The 15,587-nt window shown below is 42.7% G+C and carries 18 protein-coding genes and 1 pseudogene; 15 read left to right on the top strand and 4 right to left on the bottom strand.

Features of this window, described 5'->3' with window-relative positions; all coding sequences use genetic code 11:
* Positions 1–100: 100 nt before the first annotated feature.
* The 5 genes from BLV33_RS05770 (at position 101) to BLV33_RS05750 (ending at position 3,084) form a co-directional block, all read left to right on the top strand.
* Positions 101–493, top strand: coding sequence for a hypothetical protein (locus BLV33_RS05770; protein WP_090789114.1), 393 nt, complete (start codon positions 101–103; stop codon positions 491–493).
* Between the two features lie 205 nt (positions 494–698).
* Positions 699–1,673: an amidase gene (locus BLV33_RS05765; RefSeq protein ID WP_090789112.1), complete on the top strand. Its 975-nt coding sequence runs from the start codon at positions 699–701 to the stop codon at positions 1,671–1,673.
* Positions 1,674–2,087, top strand: coding sequence for a GNAT family N-acetyltransferase (locus BLV33_RS30630; RefSeq protein WP_366414714.1), 414 nt, complete (start codon positions 1,674–1,676; stop codon positions 2,085–2,087).
* A gap of 181 nt (positions 2,088–2,268) precedes the next feature.
* A complete protein-coding gene (locus BLV33_RS05755) occupies positions 2,269–2,463 on the top strand; it encodes a hypothetical protein (protein ID WP_090789110.1) in 195 nt (64 codons plus the stop codon).
* 144 nt (positions 2,464–2,607) lie between these two features.
* Positions 2,608–3,084, top strand: a complete 477-nt coding sequence (locus BLV33_RS05750; RefSeq protein WP_090789108.1) for a GNAT family N-acetyltransferase — start codon at positions 2,608–2,610, stop codon at positions 3,082–3,084.
* Between the two features lie 550 nt (positions 3,085–3,634).
* Here the strand turns inward: BLV33_RS05750 and BLV33_RS30410 are convergent.
* Positions 3,635–3,757 (bottom strand): hypothetical protein, encoded by a 123-nt coding sequence (locus tag BLV33_RS30410; protein ID WP_290439043.1) that lies wholly within the window; start codon positions 3,755–3,757, stop codon positions 3,635–3,637.
* A 276-nt stretch (positions 3,758–4,033) separates the two neighbouring features.
* Between BLV33_RS30410 and BLV33_RS29890 the strand changes: the two are divergent.
* Positions 4,034–4,510 (top strand): annotated as a pseudogene (locus BLV33_RS29890) (IS6 family transposase); the annotation flags it as partial.
* Positions 4,511–4,633: 123 nt separating this feature from the next.
* Here BLV33_RS29890 and BLV33_RS05730 read toward each other — a convergent pair.
* Positions 4,634–5,470, bottom strand: coding sequence for an AraC family transcriptional regulator (locus tag BLV33_RS05730; protein WP_290439071.1), 837 nt, complete (start codon positions 5,468–5,470; stop codon positions 4,634–4,636).
* A gap of 173 nt (positions 5,471–5,643) precedes the next feature.
* Between BLV33_RS05730 and BLV33_RS05725 the strand changes: the two genes are divergently transcribed.
* The 6 genes from BLV33_RS05725 (at position 5,644) to BLV33_RS05700 (ending at position 12,058) form a co-directional block, all read left to right on the top strand.
* Complete coding sequence (locus tag BLV33_RS05725; protein WP_090789096.1) at positions 5,644–7,470, top strand: ABC transporter substrate-binding protein; 1,827 nt, start codon at positions 5,644–5,646, stop codon at positions 7,468–7,470.
* A gap of 76 nt (positions 7,471–7,546) precedes the next feature.
* Positions 7,547–8,557 carry an ABC transporter permease gene (locus BLV33_RS05720; RefSeq protein WP_090789094.1) on the top strand — a complete coding sequence of 337 codons (1,011 nt, stop codon included), beginning with the start codon at positions 7,547–7,549 and terminating at the stop codon, positions 8,555–8,557.
* 2 nt (positions 8,558–8,559) lie between these two features.
* Entirely contained in the window at positions 8,560–9,396 is an 837-nt protein-coding gene (locus tag BLV33_RS05715) for an ABC transporter permease (protein ID WP_090789092.1), read from the top strand.
* Between the two features lie 2 nt (positions 9,397–9,398).
* Positions 9,399–10,409, top strand: a complete 1,011-nt coding sequence (locus BLV33_RS05710; protein ID WP_090789090.1) for an ABC transporter ATP-binding protein — start codon at positions 9,399–9,401, stop codon at positions 10,407–10,409.
* On the top strand, positions 10,396–11,196 hold the full coding sequence (locus tag BLV33_RS05705) for an ABC transporter ATP-binding protein (RefSeq protein WP_090789089.1): 801 nt from the start codon (positions 10,396–10,398) through the stop codon (positions 11,194–11,196). The genes BLV33_RS05710 and BLV33_RS05705 overlap by 14 nt, the downstream gene beginning before the upstream one ends.
* A gap of 235 nt (positions 11,197–11,431) precedes the next feature.
* The gene (locus BLV33_RS05700) at positions 11,432–12,058 is read left to right on the top strand and encodes a chloramphenicol phosphotransferase CPT family protein (protein WP_090789087.1); all 627 of its coding nucleotides are present in this window, start codon (positions 11,432–11,434) and stop codon (positions 12,056–12,058) included.
* A 234-nt stretch (positions 12,059–12,292) separates the two neighbouring features.
* On the opposite strand, the gene BLV33_RS05695 is transcribed toward BLV33_RS05700, so the two are convergent.
* Both BLV33_RS05695 and BLV33_RS05690 read right to left on the bottom strand, forming a co-directional pair.
* The gene (locus BLV33_RS05695) at positions 12,293–12,667 is read right to left on the bottom strand and encodes an ArsR/SmtB family transcription factor (RefSeq protein ID WP_253187210.1); all 375 of its coding nucleotides are present in this window, start codon (positions 12,665–12,667) and stop codon (positions 12,293–12,295) included.
* 32 nt (positions 12,668–12,699) lie between these two features.
* Positions 12,700–13,155: an SRPBCC domain-containing protein gene (locus tag BLV33_RS05690; protein WP_253187209.1), complete on the bottom strand. Its 456-nt coding sequence runs from the start codon at positions 13,153–13,155 to the stop codon at positions 12,700–12,702.
* Between the two features lie 262 nt (positions 13,156–13,417).
* Between BLV33_RS05690 and BLV33_RS05685 the strand changes: the two genes are divergently transcribed.
* The 3 genes from BLV33_RS05685 (at position 13,418) to BLV33_RS05675 (ending at position 15,520) form a co-directional block, all read left to right on the top strand.
* Positions 13,418–14,260 (top strand): aminoglycoside adenylyltransferase domain-containing protein, encoded by an 843-nt coding sequence (locus BLV33_RS05685; RefSeq protein WP_090789083.1) that lies wholly within the window; start codon positions 13,418–13,420, stop codon positions 14,258–14,260.
* Positions 14,261–14,430: 170 nt separating this feature from the next.
* A complete protein-coding gene (locus BLV33_RS05680) occupies positions 14,431–14,874 on the top strand; it encodes a putative iron-sulfur cluster-binding metallochaperone (protein ID WP_090789081.1) in 444 nt (147 codons plus the stop codon).
* Between the two features lie 355 nt (positions 14,875–15,229).
* Complete coding sequence (locus BLV33_RS05675; RefSeq protein ID WP_090789080.1) at positions 15,230–15,520, top strand: hypothetical protein; 291 nt, start codon at positions 15,230–15,232, stop codon at positions 15,518–15,520.
* Positions 15,521–15,587 lie beyond the last annotated feature (67 nt).

The following is a 15,587-nucleotide window of genomic DNA, read 5'->3' as shown; positions in this document are numbered from 1 at the left end:
ACATAGTAAGTATAAAGGTTTTGCATTACAAATTGTGGTATTATTGGGTGGGTAAATATCACGTATTCATCGATTAGTATTAGGAGGAGGAGGTTTTATTGTGAACAGTATAAAATCACCTGGCGGCTCGTTATTTCCCTATTTTTATAAAGATGGCGAAATCCATTGTCTTAAATATGGAAGTTTTTATTCTAATAAAGACGCCTTGTTTTCCTTAATAAAATTGGAAGAAGAGTTTATATTGGAAACTCATAGACGCCTAGATATTTGGGTTGATTTCTATAAAACAAGCTTAACACAAGAGGTAATAAATGAGTTTGTAGAGAGTATAGGCCGGTTAAACAAGTCTATTCGTAAGCTTTCAATTGTTGGTTGCTCATCTATAATGAAATGGAGAATTCGTAATAAAATCAAGCGAAATGGAAATATCTCAATGCCAATAAATTTTTTTAACGATCCGGAGGATGCAAAATCTTGGCTTGTGATGGAGTAGATTTACAACATGGAGCGACTGATTAAGCTAACGGGTACAAGAGTTGAGGAGCTTGCCGCGACGGCGGCTCTTCACAATTAGCTGATGTGATACATAATCGAGGAACGTCATATAACAAAAAAGGAAAACTTTTTTATCATATCACGAATTTTCTACTAAAAATGAATATTGCTGAGAAAGTGCATCTAAAGAGGAGGTAGTGAATTTGAGTGACTTGATTTTCCAAAGTGCATCCGCTTTGGTTCATGCAATCCGTGAACGTAAAATTTCGGCAGTCGAGGTATTGGAAGCTCATCTGGCCCAGATAATGCTTCATAACGGTCAGCTCAACGCCATTATCACCTTGGATGAGCAGGGGGCAAGACGGAGGGCGTTAGCGGCTGATGAAGCATTATCTCGTGATGAGAACTGGGGGCCCCTACATGGTCTCCCTATTACGCTCAAGGATTGCCACTCGACCATCGGGTTACGAACCACCGCGGGTTTTACGCCTCTAAACGACTACGTGCCAATCGAAGATGGCACCGTTTCTGCACGACTCAAGGCTGCAGGAGGCATCATCATAGGGAAAAGCAATGTACCCGTTCTCTTAAGTGACTATCAAACAAATAATCCTATCTTCGGACGCACTCAAAATCCTTGGAATCTAGACCGTACGCCAGGCGGCTCAAGCGGGGGAGCTGCGGCGGCTCTCGCAGCGGGAATGATACCTCTTGAAATTGGTAGCGATCTAGCTGGTTCAATACGAGTTCCGGCTCATTTTTGCGGTATATTCGGTCTTAAACCAACTGAGCGACGGGTCTCTTTAGCTGGCCATATTCCCGAACTTCCAGGAACAATTCGTACTTTCCGCCAAATGGCTTGTATCGGGCCGATGGCACGCAACATTGAGGATTTAACATTAGCCTTCAAGGTCATCGCCGGACCAGATATTATGGATACTGATGTGCCTCCCGTACCAGTGAATGAAGTGCCCTCACCAGCGTTAAATAAGTTACGGATCGCCTGGGCAGCCAGCTTCCCCGGCATACCTGTTTCCTATGAAATTAGCTCCGCCATTGAACGGTTAGCTGCGGATCTAGCCATAATGGGCGCCAAAGTGGAGCATATTCTGCCTGATGTGGACTGGGTTGAACAAGAAAATATCTTCAGTCAAATTATGAATAACATAAGGAGTTGAATGACCGGTGGTCCGGGTTATGCCGCCTGGACTGTTGGGCTTAAAGTAAGAAAAAACGCTAAGCCAGACACATCCGAGGGCTTAGCGTATATTTTCGTTAAAATGTTGGCGGGACCCCTATTGTCGGAAATAAAGTTTCGAGAACCTTGTTATATGGTGACGGAAAACAACATAGCGGTATCTGTCTGTTTTAGCGCAAGAAATAGCGATAAGGCTGCAGAGGCTGGGGTGGAGACGTTGGAGGATTATCGAGGAAAAGGATACGCGATCCGTGTAGCCTCTTCTTGGGCACAAGCAATACGCCAATCTCAAAGAATCCCATTATATAGTACATCATGGGATAATTACTCTTCGCAGTCCGTAGCAAAACGCCTTCAACTTCACTTTTATGGAACAGATATCTCAATATATTAATATCTGTAATCACATACATTTTAGAAAGGCCATCACGCGAAGAATGGCCAGATCGCTACGCTAACGGAAAACGTTAGTTCATTGCCGTAGTGGCCACCCTTGGACGATCCAGTTTTATGTCTTGGCTTACTTTATATATGGTAATATGTAGTATATCAAAATCTGGATGGAGGGTTTCTATATGTCACCATACATTATTGGACAAATTGTTATGTTTATCTTTTACTTATCTCCTTGGGCTCTCATTTACCTTCTTTATCGCTTTTTAAAAGTGTATCAATTAAAAAAGAGATCGGATGAAGAATTGTTTCGTAAGCTCGAGGATATCAGTAACCAAATCGCTGATGTTAAGAATCATTTGAATTATAAAGTATAAAAGATCAAGCAGGCTGACAGTGATAAACTCGGTGACCTCATAATACGAACGGGCAGGATAGTGACAAAAGAGATTGAAAACTAAAGTAAATGGTTATATAAATAAATTAGTTGATAAAAAAAGTAAAACGTGGGGGAAGAGATAATGACAATATGGAGAGAGAAGGCTTTTACGATTTCCACAGTGAAAGAAGACTTAGATATAGAAACGATATTTAATTTTCTTAATCAAGAATCGTATTGGGCAAAAGGGGTGCCAAGAGAAGTAGTAGAAAAATCGATAGAAAATTCTCCATTATGTTTTGGGGTTTATAAAGAGGACGTAGAAGGAACCTGTAAACAAGTGGGCTTTGCAAGAATCATTACTGACTTAGCGACATTTGCATACCTTTGTGATGTGTTTGTCCTTCCAAATTATCGTGGTTTAGGATTATCCAAATGGTTAATCGATGTCATTACTAATCACTCTCAACTTAAAGGGGTTCGAAGAATGATGTTAGCCACCAACGATGCCCATTCTTTATATGCCAAATATGGTTTTGAACAGATAGATAAACCTGAACTTTTCATGCAAATTAACCGTAAAAATGTTTATAAGCAATCCATTGGAACAGACAATTAAAATAGGGAAACCATTTATTTTTCATTATATTTAATAGTTTTTGTTTAACTCCCTCGGTACGATTCAGTTTTCTCACGTTTGCTCGCTTATTCGCAGGATTTCGCCCCTTTGATTAGGAGTTTAGGATAAGTGGGGGTGACCGTACTATACTTGGGCAACAATGAAGGCATGCGGGAATAGAGGAGAGGAGAAATATCTCCAGTTGTTTCCATATACTGCACGCATTCTCCACGCCACCCTCGGAGGTTTTCACTCCCATGTCTCAACGGGTCATAGCCCTCTCATTCCTTCGTTACACCTATCCAAGGGGTGGAGGCCGGTTTTGCTAACGGTACGGGTCAGTGCCCTTTGGTTTAATGTATCCGGTACTCCGTGCTTTCTTTGAAATCCTGCGAATAAGCCAATCTACGTCATACAAAACGGTATTGAGGTTTAACGCGCTGTAAACTTTCGCGGCATCATCATTGGAGAAGCGTTGTCGTTTACGAATGACGAAGATGGATTTAACAGCCTACTTCAATGGATCCAGAAGCTGCAAACAGCTCATCAATTAAGTGCGACCGTCGTCGGCAGCAACATGTGTCTGCTGAGCGATGTCGATCCCGACAACGAGATGCGAAGAGGTAATTTTTTCAATGAGTTGATTTTGTCTGGCTTGCGATTTAAACTTCATAGTAGAGCGTCCTCCTGGATGATGGGATTTAAAAGGGCTTTGACCCGTTACCTACTCCCATCGTACCGAGGCGCTCGTTTTTTTGCAAAGCTCAAAATTAACGCTCTACAGGAATGCTAACGGAGAACGATAGCGGAGGAGTTGCTTAGAGGCAGGCTCCTCTTTTAGTTTACTGAAGTAACCATCCATGACCTTTGGGTCACAAATTTTAATGAAAAAATTCCAACAGGTACAGTTTGACTAAACCCATCCTTTTTTTCATATCAACGGGCAGGACATCAATATGCCCCTGAAATAGCCAACAGAGTTCGACCCCTTCTCAAACATTTGAATGACTCATGGCGTTGTGACGAAACTTATATCAAAGTAAAAGGTCAATGGACTTATCTTTCTCGTGCTGTGGATTCAAAAGGTAAAACCATTTTTTATGTTAAGTGAGAAGCGGATAGGAAAGCCGCACAACGGTTTTTTCGGAAAGCTCTAGCCTTAGATCATGTTCAAATTCCAAGAGTGATTACCGTAGATAAGAACCCGGTCTACCCAGTTGCAATCGAGAATATGAAAAAGAATGATAAACTATCTCAGGAAACGCAGGTCAGACAGACAAAGTATCTCAATAACATCATAGAACAGGACCATCGATTCATAAAGAAACGAACGAACCTGATGCTGTGGTTTAAATCATTTCGAACTGCAGAGCAAACGATAACAGGAATTGAAACGATACATATGATCAAAAAGGGGCAAGTCGAATGTAATCATTCGTCGCCCCTTTTTGTCGTTCAACTCATCCATCAGTTGTTCGGTTTAATCGCATAAAAATTAGTTTGACCGAACAGATCGTCTAGACTTTTTTAATTCCTGCAACAGAACCACTTAATTAATATTTGTGATTTTGATCTTACGATAATCTTTCGGAGCTACTCCTTTAATTTCACGGAAAATGTGAGAAAACGTTTTATAGGAACCGTATCCCACCTCATGGGCAATTTCGATAACACTCATGTCTGTGGAAACGAGCAGACTGCAGGCGTGTCGTAAACGTAAATCGTGCAGAAAATGGACAAAGGTTTGGCCTGTCGCTTGTTTGATGACTTCACTAATACGGGACATGCTCATAGCGAACAGAGCGGCTAGGTCAGTTAAGGTAAAATCCTCTTGATAATTGCAGTGGATATAGTGAATAATCGGCCAAATTGATGCACTTATTTTAGAAGAATGACGCACATCTCCCTGAAGCGATATCCCTTTTCGACGATAACGATCGAAACGAACTAATATTTCTTTCAGCCTAATCTGAAGGACTGTTCTTCGCCATCGGTCACTTCCATTATATTCTTCGAACATCTCCTCAATTAATCTGCGCATTTGTTCCATTTCATGCACCTCAAACTGAACGTATGCCTGCAATGAATTTAGGTCGTTAATCAAACCAGCCAACTCGTTATTTGGTCCCGGTTCCATCAGTAAGTCCATACTGAACTCGCAATTATATAAAACCAAGGTGTTTCCGGGATCAGTGAAGATTTCGTGGACCTGATAAGGCAGAACAAACGTGAATGTACCTGGTACCATAGGGTGGCTAACATCGTTGATTGTTTCTGAACCGCTGCCATCTACCACGAAAGAAAACTCCAGGTAATCGTGCCGGTGCGCTCGAAACCCATTATCCAGACGGTTAATTCTAAGATGAAGCGGGGAAGAGGAGTGCATGTTGGGATACGTTTTCAAATAATCGGGAAAGTGCGTCATTTGTTCATTCCTCCGAAAATCTGGGATATTTTCCGAAAAAAAGGTAGCGCTTTCATAACTACTTTATTTTACTATATTAGAGAACAAACTAGATATGCATTTTTCCTATGATTTACATGAATGGAGGGGTATCGATGAAGTTTAAGACAATTAGTCGACCGATCTTAACTGTAGCCGTTGCAGCCGTTTTTATTGTAGGCTGTCAGTCCACACCACCGCCTTCTGTTACGCAGTCCACTCAACCAGCAAAAGAGACAGCTCAACCCACGACTCAACCTGCCGCCACCCAGACAGCACAAACAAGTGATACCAAAGAAACACCAAGGAACGAGACGCTTTATATTAACGGTTTGCAGTGGGGGGCTCCAACCAATTTCAATTTGATAAGCGGAAATCCAGCCTTCCCGGTCAACTATGGAGACTCCCGGGAATTGATTTATGAAACATTGTTCATGATAAACCAACTTGACGGAAAAATGGAGCCTCTTCTCGGTACCAAATATGCCTGGACTGATGATATGACTTTAAAAATTGACCTTAACAAAGACGCCAAATGGAGCGACGGAAAAGCGTTTACTGCCGATGACGTCGTATACACATACAAACTAGGGAAGAAGTATGGCGTTAACTGGAGCAGTTACTGGACGTACATTGACGATGTCGTCGCAGACGGAGCGAATACGGTTAATATAAAATTAAACGCAAAGAATCCGAACAAGCTTACAGTACTTGATAGTGTTGAGATCATTCCTATGCTTCCGAAACAAATTTGGGAAGAACTAGAGAAGAAATCAAATAATGATTTGGCAACTCTGCGCAAGGAGATTAATGCTAATCCGATTGGTACGGGACCTTATAAAATGTATTTCTATAATGACCAGAAAGTTATCGTCAGCAGGGACGATAATTACTGGGGAAAATCCCTTTTTGGCAAGCTTCCCGCTCCTAAATATATTGCTCATATTGTTTATAAGGATAACGCTGCCGGGGACCTCGCATTCAAGAACGGTCAGGTTGATATGTCTCAGCAGTTTACTCCTCAGGTTTGGAATATGTGGAAGAACGGGGCTCCTGTTAAAACTTACTTGAAGGATGCGCCGTACTACCTCCCAGGTTCTATGCCGTCGATCTTCTTCAACCTATCTAAGAAAGGTCTTGACAATGCGGATGTTCGAAAAGCGATCGCCATGAGCATTGACTACAAAAAAGTTTCAGATCTGGCTATGAGCGGATATTCAGCAGCCATGCAGCCGTCTCTTACTCTCACATCCGTCGCGGAATCCAAATACGTGGATCAAGCTGCCATCAAGTCTCAGCAGTGGACGACCGACGTGAAGGGCGCGAATGAGCTGCTCGACAAAATAGGAGCTAAAAAAGGATCCGATGGAATTCGCATCTTGAACGGAACAAGACTTGGCCCATTTGATGTTGAATGCCCTTACGGCTGGTCCGACTGGAATGCCTCTCTGGAGATTGTAGCTCAAAGCGCGAAAGCGATTGGTATCGAAATTAGAACCAAATTCCCTGAAGCACCGGTGTGGACTAATGACCTGCAAACAGGCAAATTCGATATTATCATGAATACGCCTGCCGGTGGAGTAAGCCCGAGCCAGCCTTGGAACCGAGCAAGAACGATTATGTATTCCAATGGCGTTCCTGCAATTGGCGAAATGGCTTTCTGGAACTGGGGCCGGTATAAAAATGAAAAGGCTGATGCGATTATTGACAAAATACCGGTGGTTTCGGATGAAGCACAGCTGAAATCCATGTATACGGATCTAACCAAAATGTGGCTGACGGATATTCCATCCATCCCGCTCATGTACAGACCGTGGAAATTCTATACCGTCAATGAATCCGTTTGGAAAGGGTTCCCGGTTGAGGGAGATGGAAGCAATATTCCTCCACAAATCGCTATCGATGGAGCCGGTGTAAAAGCATTGTATCAAATTCATAACTAACCAAATATGGCCTATATACGGGGATTAGGAATTGAACCTGAATATAGGCCTCTTCATACAAGGGGGTGCACTTGAATTGAATACCTATGCCAAGTACTTTTTCAAAAAGTTCTGCTGGTATCTTCTAACGCTGATTATAGCTGTAGGGTTGAACTTTTTATTACCAAGATTGATTCGAGGAAACCCTGTAAGCACAATTGCTACTCTGGTAACTCAGGGAATGACGGACAGTGATTCGATTAAGAAAGTATATGAAACGTTCATGGTTGAGTTCGGGATAGATAAGCCTATCGGCACTCAGTTTGTGATATATGTCAAAAACCTGCTGACGGGTAATCTGGGGACCTCATTTGGTTTATATCCCAAAAAAGTAACGGATATATTGGCCTCTGCCATACCTTGGACGGTTGCACTTCAATTGCCCGCCATTTTAGTCGGTTGGATACTGGGTAATGTCCTTGGCGCTGTAGCAGCCTACAAGAAAGGTGTGCTTGATAAGGTCATATTTCCGGTTGCCTTATTTATAAATTCCATTCCATTTTTCACTTTAGCTATTATTATGCTGTTTATATTTGCTCTTAATTTACACTGGTTTCCGCCTTCAGGGGGATATGATTATCAGAAAATACCCAATTTGAGTCTTGATTTTATAGGATCTGTCATCAGGCATCATACGCTCCCATTCATCTCGATTGTCTTGGTAACTATCGGTGGTCAAGCCATCGGAATGAGAGAGATGTCCATTTATGAATTGAATTCAGATTATGTTCTTTATAGTAAATTACTTGGTATTCGAGATTCGAAAATTGCCAAATATGTATTTAAAAATGCGATGCTGCCACAAATAACGGGTCTTGCTTTATCTATAGGGACTATGGTAGGCGGATCTTTGATCTGCGAAATTGTATTCAGTTATCCCGGAATCGGGACTTGGCTGTTCACAGCCATTAGGCAGTTGGATTATCCATTAATATCCGGTTGCACGCTGCTCATTGCGGTTACGGTTCTACTCGCAAACTTCATCATTGAGATGATTTATGGAGTGGTTGACCCCAGAATCAAGGCGGCTCAAATGGAGGAAAGTTAATAATGACACATACGGTTCGTATCTTAATTAAATCTCCTAAATTTGTGATAGGAGCAGTTGCATTATTGATTGTGCTTGTCATAGTAAGTATTTACCCTTTGATTAATCGGAATGATCCGCTTGACATGATGGCACTAGCTTTCCAACCGCCAGGTGGCAGCATGATACTGGGCTCGGATAACTTCGGCAGAGATATTTTTCTAGAGTTGATGTATGGAATACGAACATCCGTCAAGGTAGGGCTGATTGCAGGTATTTGCGCTACAGTGATTGGGCTCTCCATCGGCTTGGCTTCGGGCTATATTGGGGGCTTGTGGGATAATATCCTTTCGACGATTACCAATATCTTTATCGTGATTCCTTCCTTTATTATTTTGATCTTAGTCTCGGTTAGTATTAATTCCCGTAGCTCCTTAGTGACAGCGCTAATCATTGGGATTACTAGTTGGCCATGGACGGCTAGGGCTGTACGCGCCCAAACGACGTCGTTAAGAAATCGAGACCATGTGAATATCGCAAAAATTTCCGGACACAGTACACCCCGCATTATTGTGTTCGAAATCCTTCCCTATATTGCTTCTTATGTGGTGATGGCATTTGTCCTTCAAACTGCGTCAGGGATTTTGTCAGAAGCATCGATTTCCATGTTGGGATTGGGACCTTACAATACGATTTCGCTTGGAATTCTCATGAACTGGGCACTGGTCTTTGAAGCTCCTGTAGCCGGCGCTTGGTGGGCTTTCATTCCGGCAGCCTTCTCTATTGCCATCATTACATTCTCTCTTTATATGATGAATACGGGGATGGATGAAATTTTCAATCCTAAAATAAGGAGCTAACTATGAGTAAACACATCCTGAAAGTGAACGGTTTAAAGACATACTACAAGACCCGATTAAAAGAGAAGGTTTATGCGGTTGATGGCGTTGATTTTGAGCTTGAAGAAGGCAAGACCTTAGGAATTGCCGGAGAGTCCGGCTGCGGAAAGTCAACCTTGGCTTTAAGTTTAATGGGGTTTTATTTCCCTCCGCTTTATTATGGTAACGGTTCAATTCATATAGATGATATGGATATCATGCAGTTAAGCAAAGAACAGTTGAGAAAACAGGTTTCTGGAAGAGAAATTGCCTATATCCCTCAAGCGGCCATGAATGCGTTAAATCCAACCATGAAAATTATTCGATTTTTTGAAGATATCATGAATGAGCATCGGCCCGAGCTAAACAAACATCAGGTTTGGCAGATTGCTGCGGAACGTTTTGAAACATTAAATTTGTCGCCCCATGTGCTTAATTCATATCCAAATGAGCTTTCTGGCGGCATGAAGCAAAGGACAGTTATTGCGATTTCAACGATTCTAAACCCTAAAGTACTTATCGCTGATGAACCGACATCAGCACTGGATGTCACGTCACAAAAGGCAGTCGTTAAGCTTTTGAAGAATTTGCTGAAAAAGAATTTTATTAAGTCACTCGTGTTTATCACGCATGAGCTTCCTTTGCTGTACCATGTTACGGACGATATTATGGTTATGTATGCAGGAGAAATTGTAGAAAGAGGTACGGCGCATCAAATGATATTCGATCCGCTTCATCCGTACACTAAGAAATTGATGGGTTCAATTATTGTTCCAGAAGAAGGGATGAAAGAACACAAGCTTGCGGCTATTCCTGGAGCGCCACCCAATTTAAAAAATATTCCAGATGGCTGCCGATTTGCTGATCGATGTTCATTTACCAAGGACGAATGCAGATCAGGTAAAGTTGAAAATAGGACGATGAATGGGCGCATATATAGGTGCCATTTTGATACCCAAACTTTAAAGGAGTGGTATAGAAATGAGCAGAAATAATGTTCTGATTACCGGGAAACAAATCACGAAAGTATTTGGGTATGGTAAAAATAAGAAAACAGCTGTACAGGATGTCCATTTCAACTTCCATGAAGGGGAGATTATTTCTATTGTAGGAGAAAGCGGCAGCGGAAAAACAACAATAGCAAAAATCATTATGGGTTTATTGAAAGAGACAAGCGGAACGATCGAGTATAAGGGGAAACAGAGGCAGCTGAGAACACATGCGAGGAGAAAGGAATATTGGAAGGATATTCAGGCGATTTTCCAAGATCCTTATTCATCGTTTAATATGTTTCATAAGGTCGAGAAACTAATGATGGATTGTATCCAGCTGCAAGGGTTAAAACTTTCTAAAGAAGAGCACTTCGAGAAAATGCGAGAAGCTTGTTCCTTCGTCAATTTGAAATATGAGGAGTTGTACAACAAATACCCTTTCGAGCTCTCCGGAGGGCAGATGCAGCGGCTGATGATTGCACGTATATTTATGTTACATCCCAAAGTATTAATTGCGGATGAACCAACCTCGATGGTGGATGCTTGTTCCCGGTCTACGATTCTGGATATGCTTCTGAAGCTACGGGAAGAAAATAATATGACCATTATCTTCATTACCCATGATGTTGGTTTGGCCTACTATGTTAGCGATACGATATATATTATGGAGAAAGGGCGAATCGTAGAAAAAGGTCAAGCGGAGGAAATCATTCTGACTCCCCAACATCGATATACCAAACAATTAATCGCCGATGTGCCAAAGATTCATTCTGAATGGAATTTGGCATAACCTGGGCATGCCGACATAAATACAGGTCCTGAAAACGAATCTACAGGAATTCTAACGGAGAACGATAGCTCAATAAACGAGCGAAATCTTGACACCAAACGATCTACGTTTAATTATACTCGTTGCAAGCCTTATCAGAGAAGTCCTTGATTTTCAAGGACTTTTTGATCGTCAATGACGTATCGGACAGGATAGTTCAAAAGTATGAATGCTGATTTTTAAGGAGTAGAAAAACATGTTACATGCAGAAACATATGGAAAGATTGTGATCCTGAATGGTACTCCCCGATCAGGGAAGTCCAGTATCGCTACTGTGATCCAGAATACGTTTGAAGGTATGTGGATGAACATAGGGGTTGATCGGTTCATGCAGATGACCCCTGAACGTTATCAGCCAGGGATTGGATTGAGACCCGGAGGTGAACGCCCTGATCTCGAGCCTTTCATTTTGACCCTATATCGTGCCATGTACGAGTCCATTGCTGTACACAGCCGCTTAGGACTAAACGTTGTGGCGGATGTAGGGCACCATGACGCTTACTCTGTTCCTTTGGGGATTCTCCCCAACTGTGCTCGCATACTGATGGACCATTCGGTGTTATTAGTAGGCGTGCATTGCCCCATTGAGGTTGTCATGCAGCGACGGATAGAAACATGGCAAGTCGGATACCTCGATGACGGCTCAGTGCCGAAGCCGGTAAGCTTATGGCAGAAGTCCGTCCATGTGCCAGGTATCTATGACCTTGAGGTTGACACCTCTGTACTAAGCTCCGAGAAGTGTGCAGACTTGATCCGCCAGCGACTCGAAATTGGTCCACCACCAACGGCTTTCAAGCGTCTGGAGGCTATGGTCGCGGGATAGGGACTAATAAGGAGTTTTTTTTCAGATGTGTAAATGCAAGAGGTATGTTATCTGCTCGTATTATTAAAGTAACGGAGAATGATAGCACAATAGCAGCTGTTTTTATTTGCTGTGCTAACGGGCAGTTATGTGAAATTATATATACCTAACGCTTCAACATCAGAGCGACGGTCGGTGCCACTAAGCACACAACCGATGCTCTGATGCTATCCCAACAAATTTCGTAAATATACCTTAGGTTTTTGGATTACGAACCGTCAGTCTCTTGCTGTTCGTTTGCCGTTTGCTGCCCTGTGATTCCAAACCCACTGGGTGTGCCCGCTCCGCGATACGTTTGATCGCTGTGAGCCGTGAATCCCACTGGGCGGCCAAGCTATCCATCCATCGGGCTGTTTCGGTCAACCGCTGCGGACACACTACGAAACGTCGCTCCCGTCCGATACGCTGCCCCTTCACCAGGCAGGCGGCTTCAAGTATAGCGAGATGTTGCACTACGGCCTGTCGAGTGACTGACATCTCGGCGGCCAGCGCCGTGGCCGTTGCCTCGCCGCACCTCGCAAGCCGGTCGACGAGTTGTCGTCGCGTGGGATCTGCCAGGGCGCCGAGCACGCGCTCAATTGGTGGAACCTCGGAGTTGCCACTCACTTCAAGGCGAACTCCTCGGCGCGCCCGCGAATCTCTTCAAGGAAAACAGGCCACCCTCGAGAGTGGGATTCGAAACCAACATACTCCCGCCCTGCCGGAATGACCAGGTTCGCGTATCCACTCTCCGTAACCCGCAGTACGGTGGCGTCTCCGTCGCTGGTGAGACGGAACTCGACCAAAGTGGAGTTTTCCTCCGTTGGTTCGGCACCCGGATAGGCCTCCGCCCATTGATAGGAAAACACGTGCGGCGGGTCAACGGTCACGATCCGGGCAGGCAGCGTAGCTTGTTTTGATTCCTGATCTAGCAGGAGCAGCCCACCTGGGCGCAGATCGAGTTCTCTTACCTTAAAACCGAGAGAAAACCACTCCTCCATGTACTTGCGTTCGGTGAGCACTGCCCACACCTGCTCCACCGATGCAGCGACTCGCACTTCCTTCTCGATGCGATCCACTGTCAATTGCATCACTCCTTCTTGAGTTCTAAATGTGCAAGCATATACTTGCATATCAAAAGAATAACTCATTAGCGGAAAACGTGCAAGTATATACTTGCAAAATATAGAGGCTTCTTGAAGCCTTTGGGGGTTATCGCCTTAACATCGAGCTTTGTTTACGCTAACGGAGAACGATAGCACCTTGACGAACAGGCTACCGGCATCATCTGCAGCCTGCTCAATATGGACAGGAATGAACAGCATGGAGGAGGTACTGAAGATGTCTTACAGGTTGCCAGAAGTTGTTGATACTTCAATGCGAAATTTAAACGAAGCATTACAAGCTCGGTTGCCGCATACAATAGAATCCTTTTATGTTTATGGGTCGACCGCACTCAACGCCTATGTTAATGGGTCAAGCGATATAAACTTTCTTGTATTTGTCAATAGAACCCTTATCCCATCGGACATCCAATTCATTATTGAAGCTCATAGGCTTGTTGAGCTGGAATTTCCAACTTTGGACATTATGGGTGCTTACATTAGACAGGAGGATGCAGGAAAATCCTTAAATGAAATTCCTCCATTTCCTAAATATCACGATAAGACTTTAGATTTCAATGGGAATGGGGATATAAATCCTGTTACGTGGCGGGTGCTTAAGAAATACGGTATTTGTATTTATGGACAGCAAAAAGCCTTCGAATATGAGATTTCATCTGACGAGCTCGTCCAATATGTATTTGGAAATATGAATACATATTGGGTCGGATGGATTGAACGACTGGAACATCAACTAAGTTTGACGGACATATCGGAACCAACTACTTTGGAGCAAATTAAGCAGTTAGATTTTGCGGTTGAATGGTGCACGCTTGGCATGTTAAGGCAATATTATTCGATAAAGGAGTACGATGTAATCAGCAAGGTTGCAGCTGGCGAGTATGGGCTTAAACTTTTACCGGATCGTTGGCACGGGCTTATCCGCGAGGCTATTGCGATAAAACGACTAGAGTGTACACGCGAGTATTATTCGTATTTAGATCGATTACGTGACTTGATTGAACTGCTTCGCCTAATTCATACGGAGAGTACCGTCTTTTACAATCAAAGCCGTCGCTAAAGGAGGCACAATGTGATTGTGAACTCTAAACTAACGGATACGATAGCTCCATAAAGGACATATGAACAAAATAGGAGTTTTTGTACATATGTCCAATTTTAATGTTATGCTAAAACTTAATAATCCTTCGAAAGTGGTACGAGATGGCACACTGAATAGGAGTGATATTTATGGAGAGTTGTTGTCAAACATCTAGCAAACCTAAAACCATCTACATTTGCCCTTCTTGTGGGCAGAATGGAAAAAGCGTCCCACCAGTTACTCTTAAAGCATTGCTTAAACCTTCTGCATTGGAGATTTTCCAACCCGAATTATCATATGCTTTTTGCTCTACTCCTTCATGTGATGTTGTCTATTTTAGTGATACGCAAACCTTTAGCAAAGATACCCTCAAAGTCTCGGTTTTCCAAAAAGAGGATTCGCTGGATGTACCCGTTTGTTATTGTTTTGGCTGGACGAGAGAGCGTCTAAAGGCAGTGCAAGATAAAAAACAACCAATTGACCATATTCGAGAACAAGTTCAAGCTGATCGTTGTGGTTGTGAAGTCAACAATCCGCAAGGGTCTTGCTGTTTAGGCAATGTCACTGCATTTGTTCGTAACCTCGGCACGTAACAAATAAATAAAAAATGATATTAATACAAAACACCCACTTTTGTGTACATGTCCATAAACAAAACGTCTCCAGAATGATAAAAAATGGCCCTGTGAGCCATTTTTTTCTTGGTCGAAGATTATTTTTTCCACTAAAATGGGAAAATGAAAAATCGGGGCCTTAAATGGCATTTGGGTTGATACTCGGTTACATCCTCACAAAATATTGCATTTTGTACATATGTAAAAAAAATCTCATGGAACAAACTGGACATATGCCGCTTGTCATATGTCCCTACATGACAAACAAACACGCCAAGACCTGAGGGAGGACATATACCGTTATTGAATATACACAGTTAAGAGGTGTCCCAAAATGGATTTAATCCAAACCGAGCAGTTATTCCTTCCGATTGAAGTATTTATAACGAGATTTTTATTGGCAGACGAACTCATTTTCGAACAAGAAACTACATTTCCATTACCCTCGATCGGAATTGAAGATCTAGTTGAAATCGATGATTTCGTCTATATGGTTAAACAAAGGTTCTTTAGCTTTAGTGAAGATGCTTTCATTCTTACTTATTTTCTTAAAGGGGTCCAGCCCCCTGGGAGAGCACTGCAAAACGAATACAATATTTGTAAAGTGGAACCCAGTGCCGTATAGGTGCTGGGTTTTCTGCATTTTGGTATAATAAAAGAAAAAAGAAAGAGTGAAAAGCATGCTACACTCT

The organism is Paenibacillus sp. GP183 (assembly GCF_900104695.1).
Classification (GTDB): domain Bacteria; phylum Bacillota; class Bacilli; order Paenibacillales; family NBRC-103111; genus Paenibacillus_AI.
Note: the sequence above shows the minus strand (reverse complement) of the source record. Positions and strands in the feature narration are given on the sequence as shown.

What these genes read in the sequence shown, in the direction of transcription:
- BLV33_RS05675 (WP_090789080.1), top strand. Translation starts at nt 15,230, where the DNA reads ATGGATTTAATCCAAACCGAGCAGTTATTCCTTCCGATTGAAGTATTT.
- BLV33_RS30630 (WP_366414714.1), top strand. Translation starts at nt 1,674, where the DNA reads ATGACCGGTGGTCCGGGTTATGCCGCCTGGACTGTTGGGCTTAAAGTA.
- BLV33_RS05715 (WP_090789092.1), top strand. Translation starts at nt 8,560, where the DNA reads ATGACACATACGGTTCGTATCTTAATTAAATCTCCTAAATTTGTGATA.
- BLV33_RS05680 (WP_090789081.1), top strand. Translation starts at nt 14,431, where the DNA reads ATGGAGAGTTGTTGTCAAACATCTAGCAAACCTAAAACCATCTACATT.
- BLV33_RS30410 (WP_290439043.1), bottom strand. Translation starts at nt 3,757, where the DNA reads ATGAAGTTTAAATCGCAAGCCAGACAAAATCAACTCATTGAAAAAATT.
- BLV33_RS05730 (WP_290439071.1), bottom strand. Translation starts at nt 5,470, where the DNA reads ATGCACTCCTCTTCCCCGCTTCATCTTAGAATTAACCGTCTGGATAAT.
- BLV33_RS05705 (WP_090789089.1), top strand. Translation starts at nt 10,396, where the DNA reads ATGAGCAGAAATAATGTTCTGATTACCGGGAAACAAATCACGAAAGTA.
- BLV33_RS05700 (WP_090789087.1), top strand. Translation starts at nt 11,432, where the DNA reads ATGTTACATGCAGAAACATATGGAAAGATTGTGATCCTGAATGGTACT.
- BLV33_RS05750 (WP_090789108.1), top strand. Translation starts at nt 2,608, where the DNA reads ATGACAATATGGAGAGAGAAGGCTTTTACGATTTCCACAGTGAAAGAA.
- BLV33_RS05755 (WP_090789110.1), top strand. Translation starts at nt 2,269, where the DNA reads ATGTCACCATACATTATTGGACAAATTGTTATGTTTATCTTTTACTTA.
- BLV33_RS05710 (WP_090789090.1), top strand. Translation starts at nt 9,399, where the DNA reads ATGAGTAAACACATCCTGAAAGTGAACGGTTTAAAGACATACTACAAG.
- BLV33_RS05685 (WP_090789083.1), top strand. Translation starts at nt 13,418, where the DNA reads ATGTCTTACAGGTTGCCAGAAGTTGTTGATACTTCAATGCGAAATTTA.
- BLV33_RS05725 (WP_090789096.1), top strand. Translation starts at nt 5,644, where the DNA reads ATGAAGTTTAAGACAATTAGTCGACCGATCTTAACTGTAGCCGTTGCA.